At 65.0% G+C, this 26,448-nt stretch carries 15 protein-coding genes, 1 other RNA gene and 1 pseudogene; 12 read left to right on the top strand and 5 right to left on the bottom strand.

Annotated elements, in window-relative coordinates; genetic code table 11:
• Positions 1-1,063 precede the first annotated feature (1,063 nt).
• The gene (locus XAXN_RS12265) at positions 1,064-1,405 is read right to left on the bottom strand and encodes an HPF/RaiA family ribosome-associated protein (RefSeq protein WP_042821090.1); all 342 of its coding nucleotides are present in this window, start codon (positions 1,403-1,405) and stop codon (positions 1,064-1,066) included.
• A gap of 579 nt (positions 1,406-1,984) precedes the next feature.
• Here XAXN_RS12265 and XAXN_RS12260 point away from each other — a divergent pair.
• Positions 1,985-4,526: pseudogene (locus XAXN_RS12260) on the top strand (DUF3772 domain-containing protein).
• Positions 4,527-4,547: 21 nt separating this feature from the next.
• Here XAXN_RS12260 and XAXN_RS23120 read toward each other — a convergent pair.
• Positions 4,548-4,985 (bottom strand): hypothetical protein, encoded by a 438-nt coding sequence (locus XAXN_RS23120; protein WP_241148174.1) that lies wholly within the window; start codon positions 4,983-4,985, stop codon positions 4,548-4,550.
• A gap of 101 nt (positions 4,986-5,086) precedes the next feature.
• A protein-coding gene (locus tag XAXN_RS21405; protein ID WP_134984877.1) for an IS5 family transposase occupies positions 5,087-5,849 on the bottom strand; the annotation gives its coding sequence in 2 pieces (ribosomal slippage) (positions 5,087-5,531 and positions 5,530-5,849; 765 coding nt in all).
• A gap of 90 nt (positions 5,850-5,939) precedes the next feature.
• Here XAXN_RS21405 and XAXN_RS21400 point away from each other — a divergent pair.
• Positions 5,940-6,015: non-coding RNA, sX9 sRNA (locus tag XAXN_RS21400), on the top strand.
• Between the two features lie 120 nt (positions 6,016-6,135).
• Here the strand turns inward: XAXN_RS21400 and XAXN_RS12240 are convergent.
• Positions 6,136-8,037 carry an ABC1 kinase family protein gene (locus XAXN_RS12240; RefSeq protein WP_174515494.1) on the bottom strand — a complete coding sequence of 634 codons (1,902 nt, stop codon included), beginning with the start codon at positions 8,035-8,037 and terminating at the stop codon, positions 6,136-6,138.
• 58 nt (positions 8,038-8,095) lie between these two features.
• Here XAXN_RS12240 and XAXN_RS12235 point away from each other — a divergent pair, with 58 nt between their 5' ends.
• Positions 8,096-9,037: a DUF808 domain-containing protein gene (locus XAXN_RS12235; RefSeq protein WP_054319741.1), complete on the top strand. Its 942-nt coding sequence runs from the start codon at positions 8,096-8,098 to the stop codon at positions 9,035-9,037.
• A 184-nt stretch (positions 9,038-9,221) separates the two neighbouring features.
• A complete protein-coding gene (locus XAXN_RS12230; RefSeq protein WP_054319744.1) occupies positions 9,222-10,607 on the top strand; it encodes a glycoside hydrolase family 10-like protein in 1,386 nt (461 codons plus the stop codon).
• Here XAXN_RS12230 and XAXN_RS12225 read toward each other — a convergent pair.
• A complete protein-coding gene (locus XAXN_RS12225; RefSeq protein ID WP_054319740.1) occupies positions 10,594-12,222 on the bottom strand; it encodes a GGDEF domain-containing protein in 1,629 nt (542 codons plus the stop codon). The two genes, XAXN_RS12230 and XAXN_RS12225, sit on opposite strands and share 14 nt — an antisense overlap.
• A gap of 489 nt (positions 12,223-12,711) precedes the next feature.
• Between XAXN_RS12225 and glgA the strand changes: the two genes are divergently transcribed.
• The 8 genes from glgA to XAXN_RS12185 all read left to right on the top strand — a co-directional run bounded on the left by glgA (position 12,712) and on the right by XAXN_RS12185 (position 25,967).
• Positions 12,712-14,295 (top strand): glycogen synthase GlgA, encoded by a 1,584-nt coding sequence (gene glgA, locus XAXN_RS12220; protein WP_054319739.1) that lies wholly within the window; start codon positions 12,712-12,714, stop codon positions 14,293-14,295.
• A complete protein-coding gene (locus XAXN_RS12215; protein WP_054319738.1) occupies positions 14,292-16,523 on the top strand; it encodes a 1,4-alpha-glucan branching enzyme in 2,232 nt (743 codons plus the stop codon). Before glgA ends, XAXN_RS12215 begins: the two co-directional genes overlap by 4 nt.
• A 2-nt stretch (positions 16,524-16,525) precedes the next feature.
• Complete coding sequence (treZ, locus tag XAXN_RS12210) at positions 16,526-18,283, top strand: malto-oligosyltrehalose trehalohydrolase (protein WP_054319737.1); 1,758 nt, start codon at positions 16,526-16,528, stop codon at positions 18,281-18,283.
• On the top strand, positions 18,280-20,229 hold the full coding sequence (locus XAXN_RS12205; RefSeq protein WP_042821101.1) for a 4-alpha-glucanotransferase: 1,950 nt from the start codon (positions 18,280-18,282) through the stop codon (positions 20,227-20,229). The genes treZ and XAXN_RS12205 overlap by 4 nt, the downstream gene beginning before the upstream one ends.
• Entirely contained in the window at positions 20,226-22,835 is a 2,610-nt protein-coding gene (treY, locus tag XAXN_RS12200) for a malto-oligosyltrehalose synthase (RefSeq protein WP_054319736.1), read from the top strand. Before XAXN_RS12205 ends, treY begins: the two co-directional genes overlap by 4 nt.
• A gap of 20 nt (positions 22,836-22,855) precedes the next feature.
• The gene (locus tag XAXN_RS12195; protein ID WP_054319735.1) at positions 22,856-23,041 is read left to right on the top strand and encodes a DUF2934 domain-containing protein; all 186 of its coding nucleotides are present in this window, start codon (positions 22,856-22,858) and stop codon (positions 23,039-23,041) included.
• A 114-nt stretch (positions 23,042-23,155) separates the two neighbouring features.
• Positions 23,156-25,318 (top strand): glycogen debranching protein GlgX, encoded by a 2,163-nt coding sequence (gene glgX / locus XAXN_RS12190; RefSeq protein WP_054319734.1) that lies wholly within the window; start codon positions 23,156-23,158, stop codon positions 25,316-25,318.
• Positions 25,319-25,334: 16 nt separating this feature from the next.
• Positions 25,335-25,967 carry an NAD(P)H-binding protein gene (locus XAXN_RS12185; RefSeq protein ID WP_054319733.1) on the top strand — a complete coding sequence of 211 codons (633 nt, stop codon included), beginning with the start codon at positions 25,335-25,337 and terminating at the stop codon, positions 25,965-25,967.
• Positions 25,968-26,448 lie beyond the last annotated feature (481 nt).

Genomic DNA, 26,448 nt, shown 5'->3' with positions numbered 1-26,448 from the left:
GGACGGGGGGACGTCGCCAGCGCAGCGCCCAGGTATTGTTTATCGAAGCTGATCGGCAGTACACCGCGCGCCGCAGCTGCGACCGCTGCCGCGGTGGGTCCAAGGATGGTGGTGACTCCACGTGTTGCACTTGCCCGTACTGACGCAGCCAGTGTGCCAAAGCGCGCAGCGCCCGTCGCTGAGGTCGATGCTGCTTTGCTCAGCTGCCTTGCAACTACAGCGCGACTTGTTCGCTCGCAATCGAGGCGCCCAGGCGTACCTGCCCTCTACAGCCGCCTTGCGTAGCACGGGTTATCGTCGGCGAACTTGAAATTCGCATAAATCCAGGGAAGCTGGATGCACGTCTTGCGAAATGATCATTCCGGATCCGAACAATCAATTCGCGCGTGCGGACCAAATATGTTTGCTGCTATGGCCGTCTTTGCATGGCCGAATACAGTTGCGCGTGTACCGGCGGCGCTGCGAGATACATTGGTGGAACTGGTGCCAGCCCTCGGGTGCGGATCGATGGCCGAATAACGGGGTTAGATTGTCTGATCGCACCTGCCCAGGAACTGAGGGGCCTGACCTGGGAATCCACCAACAAGCGATGGATAGCGAAACCCGAACCGTTCAAAGCAGTTCCGGGCCGCTTGCTGCCGGTCTCAACACATAATCCTGTGCTGCTGTAGGAAGCAAACCCTGTGCGTATCCGCAACGATGCCGCTTGATGGGCGAAGGCATCCAGAGGCACGTTGCACCTGGCGGGTTCGGCTGAGCCTATCGCTGCGCGCGTTATCCGAGTGGCCAGTAAGTGGTTCTTAAATCTGGGCCGCCGCTGGCGCAAGTGCCAGCTTGCAGGTCAAAAATCTCTATAAAGAGCGCCTGGTGTTCAGGATTGGAATCTTCCGCAAGCACCGGTAGCTTCAAAGCACTCGGCCCGCCGCAGGGTGAGTGCGACGGGCCGATGCCATCAGGGGCCACGGATTGGGACGGGCGTCGCGCATCGTCAGATGACGTGCCACCAGGCCATCGCAGCAGAGGTTGGCAGCAGCCGAGGCCCGCTGCCAACCTGCAGATCAGGTCACAGCATGTCCGGCGGCGAGGCGGTGGCCTTGGAGTGCTGCTTGCCACGTGCATGTTCGATGGCGGTGCGCAGCTTTCGCGCGGCGCCGGTCACGGCAGAGGCTGTCGTTTCGGCGCTGTTGGTGGCCGCAATTGGCGGCAGGCCGGCGACATGCGCTTCGATGCTGCAGGTTCGATCCGCCGCGCCGCCGCGCTGGCCGTTTTCATCACGCAAATGCACTTCCACACGGGTGATGTCGCTGGCGAAATGCGCCAGCTGGGCGGTGCAGGTCTTTTCGACATGCGCCACAACAGACGGATCGTGCGGCACGTGCTTGTCGGTCTGGATCTGAATCTGCATAGAGGATCTCCTTCGCGGTCATCCGCTGCGTCTGCCGCAGCGGTGGCTCGATTCTGCGTCAGCCGCGTGTTGTCGCAAAGTGACAACCACCTACGCCCATTCATGCGCCGGTTGGTTGGGTGGTCGTACGGATTCTTAGCAAAGCGCGGTACCCGCCGGTTCGCGTTCTGCGCTCGGAATGCGAGTACCGGCCGCCTGCGGCCATGATGCCGCTACGGAGCGTTGGTGCAGCGAAGCAGCAGGACGTCCCCAATAAGTGGTTATGCTCCGCGCTTCGATCAGATCTTGTGCATGCCCTGGCACTGTATCGCCAGCAGGTACCGCTTCGGGCCCGCTTTGATGTTGATCGGTTGCGCAGTGCATCGGCGGTCTCTAGTGTTGACAGGCGCGCTGGATAAAAAAACATGCAGAAGGAGGCGGCCGCGCGGGAGTCGCCAGCGCTGGAACGTGGCTGTAATTCGTCGCCAGTGTCCTCGCGGCCTGTCCGAGCCTCGGTCATGGCAGCAGACTCACCTGTATAGGTGGGCGCGTTGCGTGCCGCCCCTTACGCTTGGGTCCGCATGAATCCATACCACTGGGATGATCGGCTCGATAGGGGAAGGTGCCTTAAAATGCCGGCACCGCGCGGTCCCGCGCTTGTGCGATGTCTGCCTGTGTCCGAATTCCAATCCGCGTCCGCTCGTTCGAGCCTGTTGCTGCGTGTGCTGCGTGTGCTGCTGTGCTGCGCCTTGTGGCTTGTCTATGTGGCTGCTTTTGCCCAGGAAGAAGACACTCTCTTGGAGACAGCTCAGACGCAGTTGGACGGTGCACAAAAGTCGCTGGATACAGCCGATGCCGCATTGGAAAAGGCCGATGACGAGCAGCTGCGTAAGCTGATTGACCAAGTGACAACGGCGCAGCGGCAGGTGCAAGACCTGGCTCGCGAGCTGGATCCGCCACTCAAGCAAGTCAGTTCGCAGCTGGCCGGATTGGGGGATGCCCAAAGTGGCGAGGCGAGCGATCTTAAAAAACAGCGGGAAGCGCTAAAGAAAGAACAGAGCGCGCTGGATGCAGAGTTCAAACGCGCCAATCTTCTGGATTCCAAAGCGCTTGATCTGGCCGATCGACTTGAGCAAAAGCGCGCACAACTGTTCAGCGTGCAGATGTCCACCCGTGTGGCCCCTCCTCTATCGCCGGCCCTCTGGAGCCAGATTTCACAGCAGTGGCCTGATGACCGCGCGCGTTTGCGAGCTTTGTATGATGAGGCAGCGCAGCTCCTGTGGGGCGGGACGGCCGCCAATGGTATTGGCAGCCTAGTGACTGGTGCGCTGATCGCACTGCTGTTGGCATTTCCGCTGCGCATTTTCCTGCGACATCTCGGTCGTCGCTATGCCGCCTCTCGCGCGCCTGGGGGCCGTTTGCGCCGCTCCGGATTGGCCCTGTGGTTTCTGTTGATTGGAACGCTCAGTCTTGGCATCGCGGCGTGGGTACTCGTCGAAACGGTCCGTGCCATTGCTCAGGTGCCGGCTGATTTAGACCAGTTGCTTAGTGCTTTCGTCATTATCAGTTTCGTCGCTGCGTTTATTGGCTCGCTGAGCGCCAGCTTGCTGATGAAGCATCAGCCCAGCTGGCGGTTGTTTCCCCTGGACGATGCAACTGTTGATCGTTTGCGGGTGCATTGCCTGGCGACTGCTGCGGTGAGCTGGTTCAGCGGTATGGCGATGAAGTTTAACGAGGTGGCGCGCACGAGCGATGCGGCGACGACTGCCACCGACGCAATCGCTGCGCTGCTGTATGCCGGTTTGATCCTGTCAGCCTTGGCTGGTTTGAGTCTGTCGTTGCGCGCACGCGCTGCGAGCGCTGGGCAAGTCAATGTCGACAGTAGCGAGCCACCACACGTGGTGTCGCGCGGTGGTGGATTCATCGTGCTGATCCGCCTGCTTGGGCATGTTGCGGTGATTGTGTCTCTGTTGGCGGCCCTGTTCGGCTATATCAATCTGTCGCTGTTTATCGCCCGGCAGATTATCTGGATCACGCTGATCTGCAGCCTGCTCGGGTTGCTGGTGGTGTTCGCCGACGACCTGCTGACCTGGATCTTCAACCCTGACGGGCGGTTTAGCCGTGCACTGTCGCATGCCTCTGGCGCCAGCAGCAGCCGCCTGGTGCAACTGGGTCTGTTGCTATCGGCGGCGGTGCGCGTTCTGTTGATTCTGCTGGGCATTGCCGCACTGGTCACGCCTTATGGAGCCAATCTTTCCGCCGTGACCGGCTGGGCCGAGAACGTCTCGCACGGTATCGAAATCGGCAATGAGCTGACGATCACGCCCGCGGCGGTGGCACGTGCGTTACTCGTCTCTGTTCTAGGACTGGTCGTGGTCCATGTCGTGCAGAAGTGGCTGATCAACACCTATCTGCCCAAGACCGAACTGGATGCGGGAGCGCGTAATTCGATCAGTACGGTGGCGCGCTATCTGGGCTGGTTGATCGTGGTGGTGTGGGGGTTCACGGCGCTGGGTCTGGATTTGAAGCGATTGGCGCTGGTGTTGAGCGCACTGTCGGTGGGTATCGGTTTTGGTCTGCAGGCCATTACGCAGAACTTCGTGTCGGGGCTGATCTTGCTGGCCGAGCGGCCGGTGAAGATCGGCGACTGGGTACGTATCGGCGATCAGGAGGGCGACGTGCGCAAGATCAGCGTGCGTGCGACCGAAATCCAGGTGGGCGCCGCTCCACCTTGATCGTGCCCAACTCGGAGTTGATCACCAAGAGCGTGCGCAACATGACGCTGTCCAACCCGATGGGCCGTGTGCAGTTGCAGTTCTCGGTGCCGCTGGAAACCGACGTGGCCAAGGTGCGCGACGTGTTGCTGGCCTTGTTCGCCGAGCACGAGAAGGTGCTGGCCGAACCGGCGCCGTCGGTGTTCATCGATTCGTTGGCAGGCGGGCATGTCAACTTCAATTCGTTCGCCTACGTGAGCAGCCCGCGCGATTCGTATGGCGTGCGCAGCCAGCTGTTCTTCGCGCTGCTGCAGCGCATGGCGACAGAGGGCATTGCGTTGCAGTCGCCGCAGGAGATCCGCTTCAGTCGTGTGGGTGCAGCCGTGGCGCGCGATGCGGGCGATGGCACGCCTGTCTCGGAAGAATGAGCTGGCGAGCTCAGACCTTCACTACTGGGGTCGCGGTCTGGCTTGCCGATACTGGCGCTTGTCGCCTGTCCGCTGTCCGTTGGGATCGATATTGGCGCACACGCGGCCACCGCAAATGAACGCATCGGATGCGGAATACGCCTGGAGGACAGGGATGGCGTTCTCGTAGCGCTGCAGCTCTTCCTTGACGGTGGAGAGTTCGCGGCGGTAGTAGCCCAGCACGGCCCAGCCGACAATTAGCACCAGCAGCAGGATTGCCGCGGCGGCGGCGAACCACATCCAGACGGTCTTGTTGGCTTTTTGCAACTGCGCTGACGTGGCTGATACGTCGCGGTCGTACTGTGCCACAACCGGTGCCACCGCCTCCTTGGCCTCCTTGGCGATCTGGGAACTGGCTCTTCCGACACTGTCGTCTACGCGTCGGTGCGCCTGCGCTACCTCGCCGTGCAATGCTTGCATGCGCTGATCAAAGGAGGATGCATACGTGCTTCGCGTTGCTCGAACTTGACCATCAACGCGGATTGCAGCTTGAGCGTGGTTTGAAGCGACGCTAGGGCCTGTTAACACATCCGAAGCCCTTCAACGACTAGGGCGAAGCTGAGGAAACCGAGAAACATGACGTCCAGCTTCTCGAAGCGAGTGAAAATTCGGCGGTCGCCTTTCAAGCGACGGAACAGCCTCTCTACTTCGTTGTGCCGGTTGTACATCTCCCTGTTGTAGTCCCAAGGCTCGACCCGATTGGATTTCGGCGGGACCACCGGCACGAAGCCAAGATCGCGCGCCAACTGGCGGGTTTGGTTGCCTTCGTAAGCACGGTTCATCAACAAATGAATCGGCCGCTCCACTGCCCCCGGATGTTCAAGCAACGTGGGGCCTGCCGGTGCGTCATGCGCGTTGCCAGGCGTCAATCCGAAGGGGATGGCTGTTCGAGCATCTGCGGCAACCAGATGAATTTTGGTGTTCCATCCACCGCGCGACTTACCGATGGCTTGCGGGCCGTTTTTTTAATGCACCCGTGCCATCGGGATGAATCTTGACGCTGGTGGAGTCCAGTGGAACCGCTTCAATTTTGATGCGTACGATCTGGGACTTCTGCAATTGGGCGAACATCCGGTCCAGCACACCCGCCTTGGCCCAACGGTTCATGCGCGTGTACACCGTGTGCCAGTTGCCAAAGTGCTTGGGTAGGCCGCGCCATTTGCACCCATGCTCGGCAACGTAAAGGATGGCGTTGACCACTTGCAGGTTGGTCATGCTGACATTGCCGCGCTGCGCCGGCAGGCAGTGTTCGATCAGGGAAAATTGCGCTGGCGTGATCTCCATGCATGATAGTTTGATCGCTCAATCCATTAGAGCGGCTAACAAAACTACTGCGCAGCCGCCAGGCGGGCGCGGCCGGTGCTCGGAATCCTCATGTACCCCTCGTACACTCCGGTTCCTGTGCGCCGTCCACGCCCACCTGACGACCGCTCGCTACGTTTTGTTAGCCACTCTTAGTGTTAACAGGCCCTAGCCAATGATGAACTCTGGATTCTAATTATCTGGGGTAGCTTAGCGTCCCAAACGAAACGAATTTACCCGTTGGCGGTCAACTCGCCATTTTTGGAAGCTAGCGGTGCCCGCGCTCTTCGCGCGCGCGCACGCGGCGGTCGAACAGTAGCGCACTGACCACAATGCCCAACCCCAGCACGACCCCGAGCAGGAACAGCACCATTGCAATGGCCGGGTAGCCCCACAGCTTCAAGCCGGTTTCGATGCGCATCATCTGTGCCGACGCCATGATCAGCGCGGCGGTGACGATGCCCGCCGCAACGCGGTTGGCGATCTTCTGCAGGCTTTCCATCAGGTGCGATTCTTCCAGCCCGGTCACGCGCATCTGCAGGCGGTTTTCCGCAGCCAGCGACAGGATCTCGGACATGCGGCGCGGTCCTTCGCGCACCAGATGCTGCAGTTCCATCGCCTCGCTGTCGAGGTTGGCGGCGGACAGGGATTTCTTCAGGCGCGCGCGCATCACGTGCTGCAGATGGCGCTCGACGATGCGGCGCGTATCCAGCGTGGGCGACAACGCGCGGCACACGCCTTCCAGATTCAGCAGGGTCTTGCCGAGCAGGCTCAATTCCGGCGGCGTTCGCAAGCCGGTCGAGGTGGCGATGCGCACCAGATCCAGCACCACCCGGCCTTCGGAGATGGCATCGTGCGCTGCGTAGCGCGCGATCATCTGCCCGGTTTCGCGCTGGTAGCGCTCTTCGTCGTAATCCTCCAGCCGCGTGCTCAGTGCAATGGTCTCTTCGGCAACCTCTTCGCCGCGCCCATCGACCGCGGCAAACAGCAGCTTGAGCAAGCGCTCGCGCAGGCGCGGCGGCACATGCGCCACCATGCCCAGGTCGAAGATGGCAAGGCGCCCGTCCTGCAGCACACGCAAATTGCCCGGATGCGGGTCGGCGTGGATTTCGCCATGCACGAACATCTGGTCCAAATAGCCTTTGACCAGTTCCGCGGCCAGGTCGTCCATCGGCTGTTCGGTGCGGCGCAGACCGGAAATCTTGTCCACGCGCACGCCTTCGGCCAGCTGCATGGTCAGCACCTTGCGGCTGCTCAGGTCCCACACCGGTTGCGGCACCCACAGCAAGGGGAACGGCTTGAGGTGCCTGCCGAAGCGCGCCAGGGTTTCGGCCTCGTCTTCGTAGTTGAGCTCGGCGCGCAGGGTCTTGCCGAATTCGCCCAGCAAGTCGGCAAAGCGCACACGCCGCCCGATACCGGTGAGGCGGTCGGCGGCGGTGGCGAAGCTCTTGAGCACGTCCAGATCCGAACGCACCTGCGCGGCCACTTCGGGTTTCTGCACCTTGATCGCCACTGGCGTCCCGTCGCGCAGCGCGGCGCGGTGCACCTGCGCCAGCGAGGCGCAGCCCAGCGGCACCGGGTCGAAGTGCGAGAACGCCTTGTTGACCGACACGCGCAGTTCTTCCTCGATGATCTGGCGGATGCGCTCCACCGGTACCGAGCTGGTGTTCTCCTGCATGCGCTCCAGCGCGGTGGCGAACTCCGGCGGGACGATGTCCGGGCGCGTGGACAGCATCTGGCCCAGCTTCACGAAGGTGGGCCCGAGCGATTCCAGGTCGGAGACGAACTGGTCCGGGGTGCCTTCTGCGGGCACTTCGTATTCGTTGATGGCCGCCGGGTCCAGGTTCATGCCAGCGAACACGCCCGAGCCGTGATAGCGCAACAGCAAGCGCAGGATCTGCGTGCGCCGGCTCATGCCGCCAATCACGGCATGATCAGCCGGGCTTGCGGCCGGGGCGCGGTGCGGGTTGTCGTGACTCAAGGCCATCTCCGGGGCGTCATGCAGGCGTCGAGTGTGGCCAGCGACGGGTCGTCGCGTAGTGAATCCGGGCGCTCCCGCACACCGCGGGCAAACCTGCCCAAGGTAGGCCCGAACGGCCGCAAGCGCAGCCGCTGCGGTGCCCGCATCGCCCCGCCAACAGCATGCAACGACCGCACAATGGCTACTCATCACCCCACGCGGGTGCTGGATCGGCGAGAATTTGCGACCACCCTAGAAGGACCTCCGCATGGCCGGTGCCAGCCTGTTCACCCTGCTCGACGACATCGCCACGCTGCTGGACGACGTTTCCATCCTGACCAAGGTCGCGGCCAAGAAGACTGCGGGCGTGCTGGGCGACGATCTGGCGCTCAACGCGCAGCAGGTCACCGGCGTCACTGCCGACCGCGAACTGCCGGTGGTGTGGGCGGTGGCCAAGGGCTCGCTGGTCAACAAGATGATCCTGGTGCCGGCGGCGTTGGCGATCAGCGCGCTGGAAGCGTCGCTGCGCGGGCGCGGCTACAACGTCCCGTTGGTGATGCCGCTGATGATGATCGGTGGCGCGTACCTGTGCTTCGAGGGCGTGGAAAAGCTGGCGCACAAGTTCCTGCACAACGACGAAGAAGAAGCGCAGCGGCATGCCGAACGCACCCGCGCGCTGGCTGACCAGAACGTGGACGTGGTGGCGCTGGAAAAGGACAAGGTCAAGGGCGCGATCCGCACCGATTTCATCCTCTCGGCAGAGATCATCGTGCTCTCGCTGGGCGTGGTCTCGGAGGTGTCCTTCGGGCAGCAGGTGGCGGTGCTGGTGGCCATTGCGCTGGCGATGACCATCGGCGTGTACGGCGTGGTCGCCGCGATCGTGAAGCTGGACGACCTGGGCCTGTACCTGACCAAGCAGAGCGCCGCACTGGCGGCCCTGGGTCGCGGCATCCTGGTGGCGGCGCCGTGGTTGATGAAGTTCCTGTCGGTGGCCGGCACGCTGGCGATGTTCCTGGTCGGCGGCGGCATCCTGGTGCACAACATCCCGGTACTGCATCACCTGGTGGTGGATCTGGCCAAGTCGGCCGGCGGCATGGGCTGGCTGGTCGAAGCGCTGGGCAATATGCTGGTCGGTGTGGTCGCTGGTGCGGTGGTGCTGGCAGGGGGCACCGGGTTGCAAAAGCTGCGCAGCAACAAAGCCGCGCATTGATCTCTCTGCAGTCGCTGAGGCGGCAAGCGAAATGAGGTGCACGTTGGCGATCAAACGCCCGCGCGCGGCTGTGGCGCTTGCTAACCTGCTGTACGGGGTTGGCGCGAAAGGGCGGTCGCTTAGCCGCCTTTCCGTGGCACTAAAGGAAGCTTTCGGCCTGGCCGACACCACGTGGGAGCAAGGCATGCAGAAGAGGATCAAAGGTCTCGGCAGCGCGGGTGAATCCTTGCCTGCGCTCACCCAGGCAGGCACGGTGCCGGTGAACGATGGCGCGCACCTTGCATTGACCGGCGCGCCTACGGCGATCGGGCGCAGAGGCTTCCTGGGCATGGGTGCTGCGGCGGTCGCGGCGAGCATGGCAGGTATACCGGCGCGCGCGCAGTTGCCCGCCCGCGGCCCGATGCGGGCCACCTGGGTGACAAGTGTGCTCAATCTAGATTGGCCGAGCGCGGCGTCCTCCCGGATGGCCGATCCGGTCGCGCGCGTCATGGTCCAGCAGCAGGAATTGCTGACGATCCTCGATCAAGCCCAAGCGCTGCATCTCAATACGCTGGTGTTCCAGGTCAAGCCGTGCGCCGATGCGCTCTACCGATCGAGGATCCTGCCCTGGTCGCCGGTACTGACGGGCATGCTCGGGAAAGACCCCGGTTTCGATCCATTGGCGTTCCTGCTCCGCCACGCACATGCACGTGGCATTGAGGTCCATGCGTGGCTCAATCCTTATCGTGTCTCGACCGACATCAGCCAGGCCACGCTGGATATGCTGAGCGCTGTGCCTGGCGATTCATCGCCCAGCGTGTATGCGCAGCATCCCGAGTGGGTGGGCGTGGCCGCCGACCGGCTGATGCTTGATCCGGGCATTCCGGCTGTCCGACGCTGGATATGCGCCGTCGTTGCGGAACTGATTGTCCATTACGACGTAGATGGGGTGCAGTTCGACGATTATTTCTACAGCGAGACCGCCCAGTCGCCACTGGACGATTCGCAGACCTATGCGCGCCATGGCGTAGGCTTCGCAGACAAGGGCGATTGGCGGCGCCACAGCACCTATCGATTGATCCGAGATGTGGGCAGAATCATTCGTGCGATCCGGCCAAGCATGGCCTTCGGGGTCAGTCCGGCAGGCGTATGGCGCAATCGGCAGGACGATCCGCAGGGATCGGACACGCAGGCTGGCGCGCCCGCGTTCGATGTCGCATACGCCGATACCCGGCGCTGGGTACGCGAGGAGCTAATCGATTACATCGTTCCGCAGGTCTACTGGCCGTTTGCGCGGCAGATCGCGCGTTACGACGTCATCGCGCGCTGGTGGGCCGACACCGTGGGCTCCGGGCGCGTGCAGCTCTACATGGGCATGGCGCTCTATAAAGTGGGTATACCCAATGCATTGGAGCCGGACTGGACCGTCGCAGGCGGTGTTCCCGAGATCGCCCGCCAGCTGGACCTCAATGCTGCCTTTCCGCAGATACGCGGATGCATGCTGTTTCGCCATGGATTCGTGGCCCAGCCGCAGACCGCGCAGGTCGTGGATTACCTGAAGCTGCGTTGGCAGGGCACTAGTCTGCGCTGATCACCCGGTTCTTGCCGGCCGCCTTGGCGTCGTACATGGCGCGGTCGGCGCGTCGGATGACCTCGTCCTGGGTCTCGTCGGTCCCACGCAGCGCCACGCCGGCGCTGAAGCTGATGAACACACGCACGTCGTCATGTAGCAGCGAGCGCTGCGACAGTGCGCGTTGCAGGCGGATTACTGCCGCGCTGGCTTCGAAGATGGTCGAGTCCGGCAGCAGCAGGACGAATTCCTCGCCGCCGAAGCGGGCGATGGCGTCGGTGGTGCGCAGCACCGCCTTGGCCACCTCCACGGTGTGGCGTAGCGCCGCGTCGCCACCGGCATGGCCGTGGGTCTCGTTGAGGCGGCGGAAGTCGTCCAGGTCGAGCATCGCCACGCACAAGGGTTGCCCACTGCGCTGGGTGCGCACGGCCTCACGCTGGAACAGTTCTTCGAAGCCGCGCCGGTTGAGCGCGCTGGTCAGTTGGTCTTCGCGCACCAGGCCGGCGACGTCCTTGAGCTCCTGCTCGAGGGATGCGATGCGCTGTTCGGAATCTTCCACCTGCCGGCGTGCCGCGAGCAGTTCGTCGCGCGCCGCCAGGGCCTGCGCCTGCACGCCGGCGGTGTCCTGCAGCAGATCCTGCAGCAGCCGGTTGAGGTCGGGAATGCCGCGCGCCTCGCCGATCGCCTGCGAATACCCGGCCACGCGGTCGTGGTACTCGCCCGTGCTGGTGGCCATGCCGTCCAGCCGGTCGACGAAGGACACCATCATCTCGCGCATGGCTGTCTTGGATTCGGCGATGCCCTGCTTGAGCAGACCCTGCTTGTAGGTGACCTCGCGCAAGGTACCGCGCGCCTGTTCGATGGAACTGACGTCCAGCGGGCCGGAAATCAGTTGCCGCACCACAGATATCTGGCCCTGCAACCAGCTGCGATCGTCGAGGAGTTCGCCGACGTTCTCCAGCAATAGGTCGAACAAGCCCAATAACAGGTTCTGTTGTTCGCTGGCATCTTCGGCGCGCAGGCCGATCTGGTGGCTGAGTTCGCGCAGGCGTTGTTCCAGCGTGATCAGTTCGTGTCCCGGGCGCCAGTGGCGCAGCGCCGATGCCAGCGTTTGCGCCTCTTCGGCCAGTTCCGGGCTACGTTGCAACAGCGTGGCCAGGGCATTGCCCAGCGCGTGGCGCAGCAGGTCGCGCAGCTGCTCGGCCTCGGTGCGGCCTTCGGCCAGCGAATCGCCGATATCGATGGTGCGGATGTATTTGTCGATGAGCTGGCGCAAGGCACGGCCATAGCCGGGCCAATCGCCGGCCGCATACGCCGCGCTCAGGCGCACGCCCATGTCGCCGAGCTCGCCATGCAGGCTGGCGATGCCTTCGGCGAAGGCGAGCAGCAGCGCTTCGGGATGCGCGGCATGCGAAAACAGCCGTATCAGCGATGCAGTGGCGGCGGCCGGATCGTGTGCGCCGGACTTGGCCTTGGCGGGCACCAGCTGGTGTGCGGCCAGGCCATGACCGCTGCGCTCGCCATTGGTCACCGTCGGCAGGGCAGCGGCAGGGCGCGCAGTGTCCGCGCCGCCCCAGGGCAACAGGCGGCGCAGCCCGCCACGGGGGCGGCTTGGGTGTTCGGGCTGGTCTGCCATGCGCCAGGGTCTCGGAAGGTCTTGTGCTAACGCTCGATATCGGCGCGCAGCGGGGTCGCTTGAGCAAGCCGGGCCGCAGCGCGCAGCGACGGCCTGCAGACCTGGCGCGAAGCGAGATCGCGATAAGCGAAGCGAGGCGTCGATGAACCGGTTATCCAGATGAGGACGAACGCGGCCGAATGTTCCCGTATTCGGTGCATGTCACTCCCGACGCACCGATACAGGGATGCCATCGCACTGCAATGTGGCGCTTATGCCTTCAGGCATGCGCAACTGTGCGTAGAAGGAATGTGGGCTGTCGCAGAAAAGTCAGCACGTGTTCACGCATATTTTATTTGGTCGGGGTGTAGATTCCTCTGCAAGGGCGACGTGGAGTACGCGCGTTGCCCATGCTCCTCACTCGTAGCAAGTCGTCTGGCTGAATCGGCAGACGGCGGTTTTCGCTTCGCCGTTTTTCCGTCTCCACCCACATTACGACGGGACGTTTAGATGGTTGCCATGATGCCGCTTCACGCTACTACCGCACGCCTAGAGCGCAGTACGCTGCTCCCGACTCTGAAGAAGAGCGGGCGGCCGCGCGATGCGCGGGGTCGCTTCATCCGGCACCATGAACGCTTGCCGGTCTCGTTGGCAGACACGCGCGGCGCCTTGTTCGTGGTGTCGGAAATGGCGGACTTCATCAAGGCTGGCGGGTTGGGCGATGTGGCGGCCGCGCTGCCGCGCGCGCTGCGCCACCGCTACGACGTCCGCGTGCTGATCCCCGGCTACCGCGCCGTGCTCGAGCGCGCGGGCAAGGTGGAGATCGTGGGCCGCGTGTTGGCGCATGCCGCGCTGCCGGCTTGCGACATCGGCCGCATCGTGCAATCGGACGGCTTGCCGATCTACATCCTGTTGTCCAAGGAGCTGTTCGAACGCGACGGCTCGCCCTATGTGAGCACCAGCGGTTCGGAGTTCGAAGACAACGCGATCCGCTTTGCCACCTTGTCGCATGCCGCCGCGCAGATCGCGGCCGGCCATTCCGGCTTGGGCTGGAAGCCGCGCCTGCTGCATCTGAACGATTGGCCGTGTGCGCTGGCGGCCGGCTATGTGCGCTGGTCCGGCGGCACCACTCCGTGCCTGCTGACCATCCACAACCTGGCCTACCAGGGCCTGGTGCCGTATTCGATGGCCGCCGCGCTGGGCATCCCCGCCGAGCGGGTGGCCGAGTTGGAGTTCTACGGGCAGATGTCGTTCCTGCGCGGCGGCATCGTCAATGCTGACCACGTCAACACGGTCAGCGTCAGCTACGCCAAGCAGATTACCGGCCCGGCCCAGGGCTGTGGCCTGGACCGGCTCCTGGCCGGTCGCGCCGCCAAGGGCGCGCTCACCGGCATCGTCAACGGCATCGACGCCAGCTGGGACCCGCGTACGGATGAATATCTGGATTCGCACTTCAGCGTGAACCAGTGGCAGGGACGGCAGGACAACGCGGCGCAGGTGCGCAAGGCATTCGGGCTGCGCGAAAGTACCGGCCCGCTGTTTGCGGTGGTGTCGCGGTTGGTGCACCAGAAGGGCCTGGATCTGATCTGCGAGGTGGCCCCGCAGATCGTGGCCGCTGGCGGCCAGATTGCGGTGATCGGCGGCGGCGAGCCGGAGATCGAACGCCAGGTGGCCGAGTTGACCCGGCGCTATCCCGGCCAGGTGGGCGCCTTCATCGGCTTCGAGGAAGGCCTGGCCCGGCGGATGTTCGCCGGTGCTGATTTCCTGCTGATGCCCTCGCGCTTCGAGCCCTGCGGCCTGAGCCAGATGTATGCGCAGCGCTTCGGCTGCCTGCCGATCGCGCATGCAACTGGTGGGCTGATCGACACCGTGGACGATGGCGTCACCGGCTTCCTGTTCCAGCACGCCAGTGTCGAAGCCCTGCGCCGCTGCCTGGAGCGCGCCTTCCGCACCTTCCGCCTGCCCAGCCTGCTGTCTGCGATGCGGCGCGCAGCCATGCTGCGTCCCAGTGGTTGGGACGTGGCAGGCAAGAAATACCTGTCGCTCTACGAACACACCGCGGCAACCGCGCCCGCGCTCGCGACGGTGTCATGAGCGAACGGCAGGGCGGGCAGGAGCAGCGCACGGAAGCAGACGGCGCGACCACGGAAGGGACCTCGGAAATGTCGCAGACCCTGCAAGCCCTGGCCGACGGCCTGCCGGCCGATGCCTTCGCGGTGCTTGGACCGAAGCCGCTCGCCGATGGCCGCCGTCAGGTGCGTGTGCTGGCCCCGGGCGCCGAGGCGATGGGCTTGATCGACCCACGTGGCAAGTTGCTCGCGCGCATGCAGGCCAGCGCCATCGATGGCGTCTTCGAAGGCACCCTGGCGGTCGACGGGCCATACCGGCTGCGCATCGTGTGGCCAGACAACGTGCAGGAGGTCGAAGACCCGTACGCGTTCGCGGCCACGCTGGACGAATCGTTGTTGCTGCAGATCGCTGCCGGCGACGGCCAGGCCTTGCGCCGTGCGCTGGGCGCGCAGCATGTTCACTGTGGCGACGTGCCGGGCGTGCGCTTTGCGGTGTGGGCACCGCATGCCCAACGCGTGGCGGTGGTCGGCGACTTCAACGGCTGGGACATGCGGCGGCATCCGATGCGGCAGCGCATCGGAGGCTTCTGGGAACTCTTCCTGCCAGGCGTGGAAGCCGGCGCCCGGTACAAATATGCCGTCACCGCAGCCGATGGGCGGGTGCTGCTCAAGGCCGACCCGGTGGCGCGGCAGACCGAATTGCCACCGGCAACCGCTTCGTTGGTGCCCAGCGCCGCCACATTCGCCTGGACCGATGCGGCCTGGATGGCCAGCCGTGACCCCAGCGCCGTGCCGGCACCGCTGTCGATCTACGAGGTGCATGCCGCCTCCTGGCGCCGCGACGGACACAACCAGCCGCTGGACTGGCCAACCCTGGCCGAGAAGTTGATTCCTTACGTGCAGCAGCTCGGCTTCACCCATATCGAATTGCTGCCGATCACCGAACACCCGTTCGGTGGGTCCTGGGGCTATCAGCCGCTGGGCCTGTATGCGCCCACCGCGCGCCATGGCACCCCGGACGGCTTTGCGCAGTTCGTCGATGCCTGCCACCGCGCCGGCATCGGCGTGATCCTGGACTGGGTCAGCGCACACTTCCCCGACGATGCACACGGGTTGGCGCAGTTCGACGGCGCCGCGCTGTACGAGCATGCCGACCCGCGCGAAGGCATGCATCGCGACTGGAATACGCTGATCTACAACTACGGCCGGCCGGAAGTGACCGCCTACCTGCTCGGCAGCGCGCTGGAGTGGATCGAGCATTACCACCTCGACGGCCTGCGCGTGGATGCGGTGGCCTCGATGCTGTATCGCGACTACGGCCGCGCCGAAGGCGAGTGGGTGCCCAATGCGCATGGCGGTCGCGAGAACCTGGAGGCGGTCGCGTTCCTGCGCCAGCTCAACCGCGAGATTGCCGCGCAGTTTCCCGGCGTGCTCAGCATTGCCGAAGAATCCACTGCCTGGCCGGGCGTAACCGCCGCAGTCAGCGATGGCGGCCTGGGCTTCACGCATAAATGGAACATGGGCTGGATGCACGACACGCTGAGCTACATGCAGCGCGATCCGGCCGAACGTGCGCAACACCACAGCCAGCTCACCTTCGGGCTGGTGTACGCATTCGACGAACGCTTCGTGCTGCCCATCTCGCACGATGAAGTGGTGCACGGCACCGGTGGCCTGCTCGGGCAGATGCCGGGCGATGACTGGCGCCGCTTCGCCAACTTGCGCGCGTATCTGGCGCTGATGTGGGCGCACCCGGGCGACAAACTGCTGTTTATGGGTGCCGAGTTCGGCCAGTGGGCCGACTGGAATCACGACCAGTCGCTGGATTGGCATATGCTGGAAGGCGCGCGGCATCGCGGCATGCAGCAACTGGTGGGCGATCTCAACGCCGCACTGCGCCGCACGCCGGCGCTGTACCGCGGCACCCATCGCGCCGACGGCTTCGACTGGAGCGTGGCCGACGATGCGCGCAACAGCGTGCTGGCGTTCGTCCGCCACGATCCAGCCGGCGGCGCACCGTTGCTGGCAGTGAGCAACCTCACCCCGCAACCGCATCACGACTATCACGTGGGGGTACCGCGTGCCGGCCTCTGGCGCGAGATCCTCAACACCGACAGTACCCATTACGGCGGCAGCAACCTCGGCAACAGCGGTCGCCTGGCGACCGAGTCGCTGGGCATGCATGGGCATGCGCAACGCCTGCGCCTGACCCTACCGCCGCTGGCCACGATCTACCTGCAAGCGGAGAAATAACGATGAATCAGCACAATGCAATCACACCGGCCTGGGGCGCCTGGCCGGTGGGTGAGGGACAGGTGCGCTTTGCGCTCTGGGCACCGGAGGCCAAGAACGTGGACGTGGTCTTCGACAACGGCGCGCGCAGCGCACTGCAGGCCGGACAGGACGGTTTTTTCAGCGCCGTGATCGACTGCGCCCCCGATGCCCGTTACCGCTACAGCGTCGACGGCGGCGAGCCGGTCCCGGACCCTGCCTCGCGCTGGCAGCCTGAAGGCGTGCACGGCCCCAGCGCGGTACAGCCAACCGACGGCTATGCATGGCAACACACCCAGTGGCAGGGGCGGCCGTGGGAGGAGGCAGTGATCTACGAAGTGCATGTCGGCACCTGCGGCGGCTATGCTGGTGTGCAGGCGCAATTGCCGCAGCTTGTGGCAATGGGCATCACCGCCATCGAACTGATGCCGTTGGGCGCGTTTCCCGGCGCGCACAACTGGGGCTACGACGGCGTGCTGCCGTATGCACCGGTGGAAGCCTATGGCACCCCAGACGAACTGAAGGCGTTGATCGATGCAGCGCACGGGCATGGCCTGATGGTGCTGCTGGATGTGGTCTACAACCACTTCGGCCCGGACGGCAATTACCTGCACAGCTACGCCGCGCCGTTCTTCAACGAAGACAAGCCCACCCCGTGGGGCGCGGCGATCGATTTCCGCAAGCCGCCGGTGCAGCGGTACTTTCTCGATAACGCGCTGATGTGGCTGCACGAATACGGATTCGATGGGCTGCGCCTGGATGCGGTGCATGCGATATCGCCCAATGCGTTCCTGGATACCTTGCGCGAGACCGTCGAGGCCAGCCTGCCGGCCGGGCGGCATGTGCATCTGGTGCTGGAAAACGAGGCCAACCAGGCCTCGCAACTGCAGCGTGGCTATACCGCGCAGTGGGACGACGACTTCCATAACGCACTGCATGTGCTGCTCACCGGCGAGGAAGAAGGCTATTACGCTGCGTTCGCCGACAAGCCGACCGAGCATCTGGCGCGCGTGCTGGGCGAAGGCTTCGCCTACCAGGGCGAGCCGGACCCGCGTGGGCATGTACGTGGCGAGCCAAGTGGTGCGCTGCCGCCGCACAAGTTCGTGGTGTTTGCGCAGAATCACGACCAGATCGGCAACCGCGCGCGCGGCGAGCGGCTGAGCGTGCTGGTGTCGCCACAACGTTTGCGTGCCGCATTGGCGCTGACCGCGTTGACGCCGATGATTCCGCTGTTCTTCATGGGCGAACCATGGGGCGCCAAGCAACCGTTCCTGTTTTTCACCGACTTCGGCCCACCGTTGGACGAGGCGGTGCGCGAAGGACGTCGGCGCGAGTTCGCGCACTTCGCCGCGTTTGCCGATGAAGCGCAGCGCGCCACCATTCCCGACCCCAATAGCCATTCCACCTTCGAGGCGTCGCGTTCGCCGATCGCCGACGCCACGCAAGGCGAGGGCGCGCAGTGGGCAAGCTGGTTCACCGCGCTGCTGGACGTGCGTCGTCACTGGCTGGTGCCGGGGCTGGCGCAGGCGCGCGCCGTGCGTGCCAGCGTGCTTGCCGATGGCGCGGTGACGGCCAGCTGGGAGTTGCCGGGCGGGCTGTGGCATATCGCCTTCAATGTCGGCACGCAGCCGGTGCCGTTGCCGCCGCTGCGCGGACGCGTGGCGCATGTCGAAAACGTCGCTGCCGATGCGCAGGAACTACCGGTCGATGGCTTCATCGCCTGGCACGAGGCGCAGGCATGAGTGCGAGCGACCCCGGCGGGGACGACCTCGGCACCCTGGCCGCCGCGGCTGGAGTGATGGTGGATTGGGTGGATGCCAGCGACCAGCCGCGGCAGGTCTCCGAGCAATCGGTGCATGCGGTGCTCACCGCACTGGAATTGCCGGCCGCCACCGCGGCGCAACGCGCCGACAGCCTGCGCCGCTGCCAGGCGCAGGCCAGTGAGCCTGCGCCGCTGCTGACGGTGCAGGTGGGCCAGCCGCTGCCGCTGCGCGTGGCAGCACACGCCAGTGGCCGCTGGAGCGACGACAGCGGCGCCAGCGAAGACGCACGCGCCGATGCGCACGGGCAGGTGTGCGCGCCGCAGCGTTTCGGTTACTGGACGCTGCAGATCGGCACGATCACCCAGCAGGTGGCCGTGGCGCCGCCACGCTGCTTCAGCGTGGCCGATGCCTGTGGCCAACCATCGCCGCGTGCCTGGGGCATGGCGCTGCAGGTGTATTCGGCACGCAGCCTGGATGACGGCGGTATCGGCGATGCCGCCGGCACGGTGGAATGGTTGCGGCACGCGGCCTTGGCCGGCGCCGACGCCCTGGCATTGAGTCCGGTGCACGCCGCGCGCCCGGTGACGGGCGGCTACAGCCCGTATTCGCCCAGCGATCGGCGCTTTCTCGATCCGTTGCATGCCGCGCCGGTGCGCATCCTGGGCGAACTGGCGCTGGATGCAATCAACGCGGTGCCCGGCCTGCGCGAACGTTTCGATGGTTTGCACAACGCTGCATTGATCGATTGGCAGGCCTCGGCGCATGCCAAGTGGGAATTGCTGCGCCAGTTGTATACGCGCGTTTCGCCCGATCATGCCGATCTGGTCGCCTTCCGCGACGCAGGCGGCCCGGCGCTGGAAGGTTTTGCACACTTTGCTGCGCAGGACTTCGGCGACAACGATCCGCAGCTGCATGTGTTCACGCAATGGCTGGCAGCGCGCAACTGGTCCGATGCGCAACGCGAGGCGCACGAGCGCGGCATGAAGATCGGGTTGATTGCCGACCTGGCGGTGGGCTTCGACCCCAATGGCGCCGAAGCCGCTGCCGCAGCCGACACCGTGCTGCGCGGCCTGGTGCTGGGCGCGCCGCCGGATGCCTTCAATGCCGATGGTCAGCATTGGGGCATCGGTGCGCATTCGCCCACCGCGCTGCGGCGCAGCGGCTACGCGCCGTATATCGCGCTGCTGCGCGCGGTGCTGCGCGACCGCGGCGGCATCCGCATCGATCACATCCTGGGCCTGATGCGGCTATGGGTGGTCCCCGATGGCGCCAGCTCCAACGAAGGTGCGTATCTGGCCTATCCGCTGCACGATCTGCTCAACCTGCTCGCGCTGGAATCGTGGCGGCACCGGGCGATCGTCATCGGCGAGGATCTGGGCGTGGTGCCGCCTGGCATCCGCGAAGAACTGTCGCAGCGTGGGGTGATGGGCATCGATGTGTTGATGTTCACGCGCAACGACGACGGCGCATTCGTCTCGCCGGCGCTGTGGCGGCCGGACGCGATCGCCACCACCACCACGCACGACCTGCCCACGCTCACCGGCTGGCGCGCCGGCCGCGATATCGAATGGCGGCGCACGCTGGAATTGATCCAGCCAGCGCAGGCCAGCGACGATGCCGCCGCGCGCAACAAGGATGTGGCACGGTTGGATGCCGCTGTCGAACTTGCCGGCCTGAGCAGTGCGCGCGACCCGCTGCTGGGTGCGTTGCGCTTCACCGCCACCAGCGTCTCGCCGCTGGCTTTGTTGCCGGTGGAAGACGCACTGGCCCTGGACGAACAACCCAACCTGCCGGGCACCGTCGAAGTACATCCCAACTGGCGTCGACGCCTGCCCGATCCCTTGCCGCATGCGCGCCTGAATTCGGCGCTGCAGGGCTTTGCCGAGGCGCGTCGCGTCGCGGTCGTTTCGGAACCCCATCCATGATCGACCTCCGCGCCACCGCCCGCCTGCAGCTGCATGCCGGCTTCACCCTGCACGATGCGCTCGCGCAGGTGCCGTACTACGCAGGCCTGGGCATCAGTCACCTGTACCTGTCGCCGATCGGCACGGCCGTGCCGGGCTCCACGCATGGCTACGACAATATCGACCCCACCGTGTTCAATCCCGAACTCGGCGGCGAAGATGCCTTGGTGGCGCTCTCGCAGGCCGCGCGCGAACACGGCATGGGCCTGATTGCCGATATCGTGCCCAACCACATGGCCACGCATGCGCAGAACGCGTGGTGGTGGGATGTGCTGCGCAATGGCCGCAGCGCCAAGCACGCCGACTGGTTCGACATCGATTGGCGCGCGCCCGGGCGCGACGGCAAGCTGTGGCTGGCGGTGCTGGACCGCCCGTATGCGACAGCGCTGGCCGAGGGCCTGATCACGCTGGTGATCGAAGACGACGGCAGCGCCGCCTTGGCGCATTACGACCAGCGGTATCCGATTCGTCCGCAGACGCTGGACATCCCCGAAAAGGGCGCACGTGCGCAGTGGCTGCGCGACTACAACGACGGCGCCAAACGCGGCGACGGCCGCCTGCACAAGTTGATCGAACGCCAGCCGTATCGCTTGAACTGGTGGCGCGTGGGCAACGACATGCTCAACTACCGTCGCTTCTTCGATATCACCTCGCTGGTGGCCTTGCGGGTGGAATTGCCGGCGGTGTTCGATGCGGTGCATGCGTTGCCACTGCGGCTGGTGGCCGAAGGCCATCTGGACGGCTTGCGTATCGACCACGTGGACGGGCTCACCGACCCCACCGGCTATGTGCGCAAGTTGCGCAGCCGGCTGGATGCGGCCGGCCGCACGCGTGGGCTCAAGCCCGGCACGCTGGGCCTGTACCTGGAAAAGATCCTCGCACCGGGCGAGCACCTGCCGGCCGACTGGCCGTGCGACGGCACCACCGGTTACGACTTCATGGACCAGGTGGGCGGACTGCTGCACGACGCGGCCGGCTTCAAGCCATTGGCGCGTGTCTGGCAGAAGGTGAGCGGGCGCAGCGGCGATTTCGCGCAGGAAGAACGCACCGCTCGCGATGAAATCCTGCGTGGCCCGCTGCAGACCGAATTCAATCGCGCCGTGGGTGCATTGTCGGCGTTGGCGCGGCTGGATCCGCCCACGCGCGAGTTCAGCCCGCAGATGCTGGCGCGCGGCTTGTGCGTATTGCTGCGCTGGTTCCCGGTGTATCGCACCTATGCCGGTGCCAAGGGCATCATCGGCAGCGAAGCGGAGCGTTTGCGTGCCACCGCTGCAAAGGCGCGCGACGGGATGCCGGAATCGATCGTGGCGGCCGTGGATGCGATCGAGCGGTGGTTGCTCGACGATGCCGGTGCAGATCGTGCGCAGATCGCCTTGCGGCGCATCCTGCGCCGTCGCGTGGAGCAGCTGTCCGCACCGCTCAATGCCAAGTCGGTGGAAGACACCGCGTTCTACCGGCATGGCGTGCTGCTGTCGCGCAACGAGGTCGGCAGCCATCCCACCCATTTCGCCAACGACGCCAGCGAGTTCCACGCGCAGAATCTTGAGCGTGCCAAGCACTACCCACGTGCGTTACTGGCCACCGCCACCCACGACCACAAGCGTGGCGAAGACCTGCGCATGCGGTTGGCGGTGTTGTCCGAGCAGCCGCGCTGGTGGGTGGAGCAGAGCGCCCAATTCAATGCCCTGGCCGACGCGCTGGAATCGCCGGCCCCGGCCGGCGGCGACCAGCAGATGCTGTGGCAGACCCTGGTGGCGGCGTGGCCGATCGGTCTGGGCGCCGACCAGACCGAGCCGCTTGCCGACTACGCCGAGCGCATCGCGCAATGGCTGCTCAAGACGGTGCGCGAAGCCAAACTGCATACCAGCTGGACCGATGGCTCGCCGGCCTATGAGCAAGCTGTGCAGGCCACGGTGGAGCAGGTGCTATGCAGCCGCGCCGGGCTGCCGCTGCGGCGCGCGCTGCTGCGCGCCAGCAACCACATCGCTGCCGCTGGCGCGCGCAACAGCCTGGTGCAAACCACCTTGCGCCTGACCGTGCCCGGTGTGCCCGACCTGTACCAGGGCACCGAAGGCTGGGATCTGTCGTTGGTGGATCCAGACAACCGCCGCCCAGTGGATTACGCCCAGCGCCAGCAATGGCTGCAGCAGGCACGCGACTTCACCGGATTGCTGCGCAGCTGGCGCGATGGCGCGGTCAAGGCACGCCTGACGGCGCTGTTGCTGCAGTTGCGCCGCGAATTTCCAGCGCTGTTTGCGAAAGGCGACTACCAACCCTTGAACGTTGCGGTCAGCGGCGATGCCCAGGTGGTGGCGTTCCGTCGCCAGTATCGCGGTCAATCGCTGGTGGTGGCCGTCACGCGACTGGGTGCTGGCGCTGAGGGCGAGGGCGATCTGCCGTTGCTGGTGGCACCGGCCACCTGGGGTCAGGCGTCGTTGGCATTGGGCGAGGGCGCATACCGTAATGTGCTCGATGGCAGTACGCAGCAGCCGCAGCGCGGTCGCGTGGCGCTATCCACGCTGTTTGCACGTGCGCCGGTGGCAGTGTTGCTGTCCCAAGACAATTGACCCCGAGAGAAACGTACGCAATGAATGACATGGAACGGCAGGCGCGGCTTGCCCAGTTGGCACGGGAGATCTGGGAGGCGGAGGGCCGCCCGGACGGGCACGCGGACCGCCATTGGGCCATGGCCGAGCGGCTGGTGGAGGCAGAAGAACGCGCCGCCGAACAGGCCGCCGAGTACGCGGCTACGCCCATCGCTGCACGTCGGTAACGCTGCGTCTGGCAACGTGCGTGGGTCGGCCTGCGGGCCGGTCCATGTGCTGCGGATCGCTCCGCCAGTGCACAATCGCGCACCGTTTGCGTTCACCGTTCTAAGGAGTCACCGATGGCCACTCGCAAGTTCACCCAGCGCTCGCGCATTCGCGAAGGCCGTCCCAACCCGCTCGGTGCCACCTGGGACGGGTTGGGCGTCAACTTCGCGCTGTACTCGCGCAATGCCACCCGGGTGGAGCTGTGTCTGTTCGACGATCGTGGCCGCGAACAGGAGCGCATTGCGCTCCCCGAATACACCGACGAGGTCTGGCACGGTTATCTGCCCGATGCACGGCCCGGCCAGTTGTACGGCTACCGCGTACATGGCCCGTATGCGCCCGATGCCGGGCACCGCTTCAACCACAACAAATTGCTGCTGGACCCGTATGCCAAGCAGATCGTTGGCGAACTCAAATGGGCGCCGCACCTGTTCGGCTACACCATCGGCCATCGCGACAAGGACCTGAGCTTCGACCGCCGCGACAGCGCCGCGTTCATGCCCAAGTCTGCCGTGATCGACCCGGCCTTTACCTGGGGCCAGGACCGCCCGCCGCAGACACCCTGGAACCGCACGGTGATCTACGAAGCGCACGTGCGCGGGCTGAGCATGCTGCACCCGGCGGTGCCGCCGGAAGAGCGCGGCACCTTTTCGGCGCTGAAGACCGACGAATTGATCGACCACATCAGCTCGCTCGGCGTGACCGCCGTGGAATTGCTGCCGGTGCATGCGTTCGTCGACGATCAATATCTGCTGGAAAAAGGCCTGCGCAATTACTGGGGCTACAACACGCTGGGCTTTTTTGCGCCGCAGGCGCGTTACATGTCCACGCGCACCGTGGCCGAGTTCAAGCAGATGGTGGCGCGCCTGCATCATGCCGGCCTGGAAGTGCTGCTGGACGTGGTCTACAACCACACCGCCGAAGGCAACGAGCTCGGGCCCACGCTTTCGTTCAAGGGGATCGACAACGCCAGCTATTACCGCCTGGCCGACGATCGCCGCTTCTACATCAACGACACCGGCACCGGGAACACCTTCGACCTCACCAATGTCGGCGCGCTGCGCATGGTGATGGATTCGCTGCGTTACTGGGTGCAGGAAATGCACGTGGACGGCTTCCGTTTCGATCTGGCCAGCATCCTGGGCCGCGAACGCTATGGCTTCGATCCGTCGGGAAGTTTTCTCGATGCGGTGCGCCAGGATCCGGTGCTCAGCCAGACCAAGTTGATCGCCGAGCCGTGGGATATCGGACCCGGTGGCTATCAGGTGGGCAATTTCCCGCCCGGCTGGGTGGAGTGGAACGACAAGTTCCGCGACAACGTGCGGGCGTTCTGGCGCGGCGACGGTGGCCAGCTGGCGGAGTTGGCCACGCGCCTGACCGGCTCTGCGGATCTGTTCAATCGCAGCGGCCGCCGGCCCACCGCATCGGTCAACTTCGTCACCGCGCATGACGGCTTCACTCTGCGGGATCTGGTCAGCTACGAAGGCAAGCACAACCTCGCCAACGGCGAAGATGGCCGGGACGGCAGCGACTACAACATCTCCTGCAACCACGGCGTGGAAGGCGAGACCAACGACCCGGCGATCAAGCAGCTGCGTCGCCAGCAGATGCGCAACCTGCTCGCCACCTTGCTGTTGTCGCAGGGCACGCCGATGCTGCTGGCCGGCGACGAGTTCGGCCACAGCCAGAACGGCAACAACAACGCCTATTGCCAGGACAACGAGCTGACCTGGATCGACTGGACGGCCGCCATCAGGGCCGCAGCCGCCGACCAGGCCGCATTTGTGCGCCGATTGATCCGCATCCGGCAGCGATACCCGTTGCTGCATCGCGCGCGTTTCTTCGACGGCAAGTTCGATGAAGCATTGGGCCTGAAGGATCTGACCTGGCTCGCGCCCAATGGCACCGAGATGGACGAAGCCGCCTGGCACGACCCGGAGGCGCGCGCGCTGATGCTGCGCCTGGATGGCCGCTCGCCCACCACCGGCCTGCGCGAGATTGCCGCCAACGTGACGCTGTTGATGCTGATCAATGCCGCCTCCACCGCCGTGTCGTTCACGCTGCCAGCCATGCACGACGAACATTGGCGCGTGCTGGTGGACACCGCACGCCACGGCGGCCGTGTGGTGGCCGGCGGCAGCGAATGGAAGGCCCCGGCGCATTCGCTGACGCTGCTGGCCGTGGAGCGCGACCGCATTGTCAGCAGTGCGCGGATCGTCTCCGAAGGAGCGCGTTGATGGCGAGGATGGCCTGATGGATGTCTTGTTGGCAGGGGCGACCGGCCTGGTCGGCAAGCACGTGCTGCAGCAATTGCTGGGCGATACGCGCTGCACCGGCGTGGTCGCGATCACGCGGCGGCCGTTGGCGCAGATCCACCCCAAGCTGCGCAACCAGGTGATCGACTTCGAACGGCTCGATCACTGGACGGCGCCGCGCATGGAAGCGGCCATCTGTGCGTTGGGGAGCACGATGAAACAGGCCGGCTCGCGCGAGGCGTTCTATCGTATCGACCACGATTACCCTCTCGCCATCGCGCGCGCCGCCTGCGCGCAGGGCACGTCGGTTTTCGTGCTGAACTCGGCGGCGGGCGCCAATGCGCAGTCGCGCATCTTCTACAGCCGCGTCAAGGGCGAACTGGAACGCGACCTGCGCGAGATCGGCTTCCCCTCGCTCACCTTCGTGCGCCCCGGCCTGATCGGCGGCGAGCGCGAGGAGCGCTGTACGGGCGAGCACATCGGCAGCGTCGTCCTCGGCGCACTCGGCCCCCTGCTGCCGCGCCGTTTTCGGATCAATCCGGCCGAACGGATTGCCGCGGCGATGGTGTCTGCCGCGCTGGCACCGGAGCGGGGTGAGCATAGTGTCGAGGCAGCAGAGTTGGCTGGGTAGCCCCCGAACCAAGGCGACGTCATTAGGAAAGACCAAGCTGCTAGACGAGTGATCTGGGTAGGGGCTCAAGGTGGCGGCCTTGCCTGCATTTTCGGAGATGTAAGCAAGCCCTTGTTCCTGATAACCTTGTACACTCGCGACAGTTTCGCCAAAAGGAACGGCTATGCAAAATTTGATGAGAGTAATTCTGGCGGTATTGGTCGGAGCATTGTGCAGCTGCAACGCACCTTCCGGTGGCGCCGGGAAAGAGCCGCAGTCCGCAGTAAAGCCTCAGCCAACCGCAAGTCCAGAAAAGATTCGAGAAATACTGGTGGTGGCGCAGGGCAGCGAGGCCACTCCCCAGAATCGGTCCGCGCCGGTGAGTCCTGATTCGCCGATTTCAGTCGCAGTGTCAGTCACCCATTCTGGCGCCGATGCTCCAGCTATCTCGCTTCGGTTGATTGATCTAAAGAACGGTCAGGTGCTAGGTGTTTGATCCCAT

Source organism: Xanthomonas axonopodis, from assembly GCF_001304695.1.
Classification (GTDB): domain Bacteria; phylum Pseudomonadota; class Gammaproteobacteria; order Xanthomonadales; family Xanthomonadaceae; genus Xanthomonas; species Xanthomonas axonopodis.
This window is presented reverse-complemented; position numbering and strand designations above follow the sequence as displayed.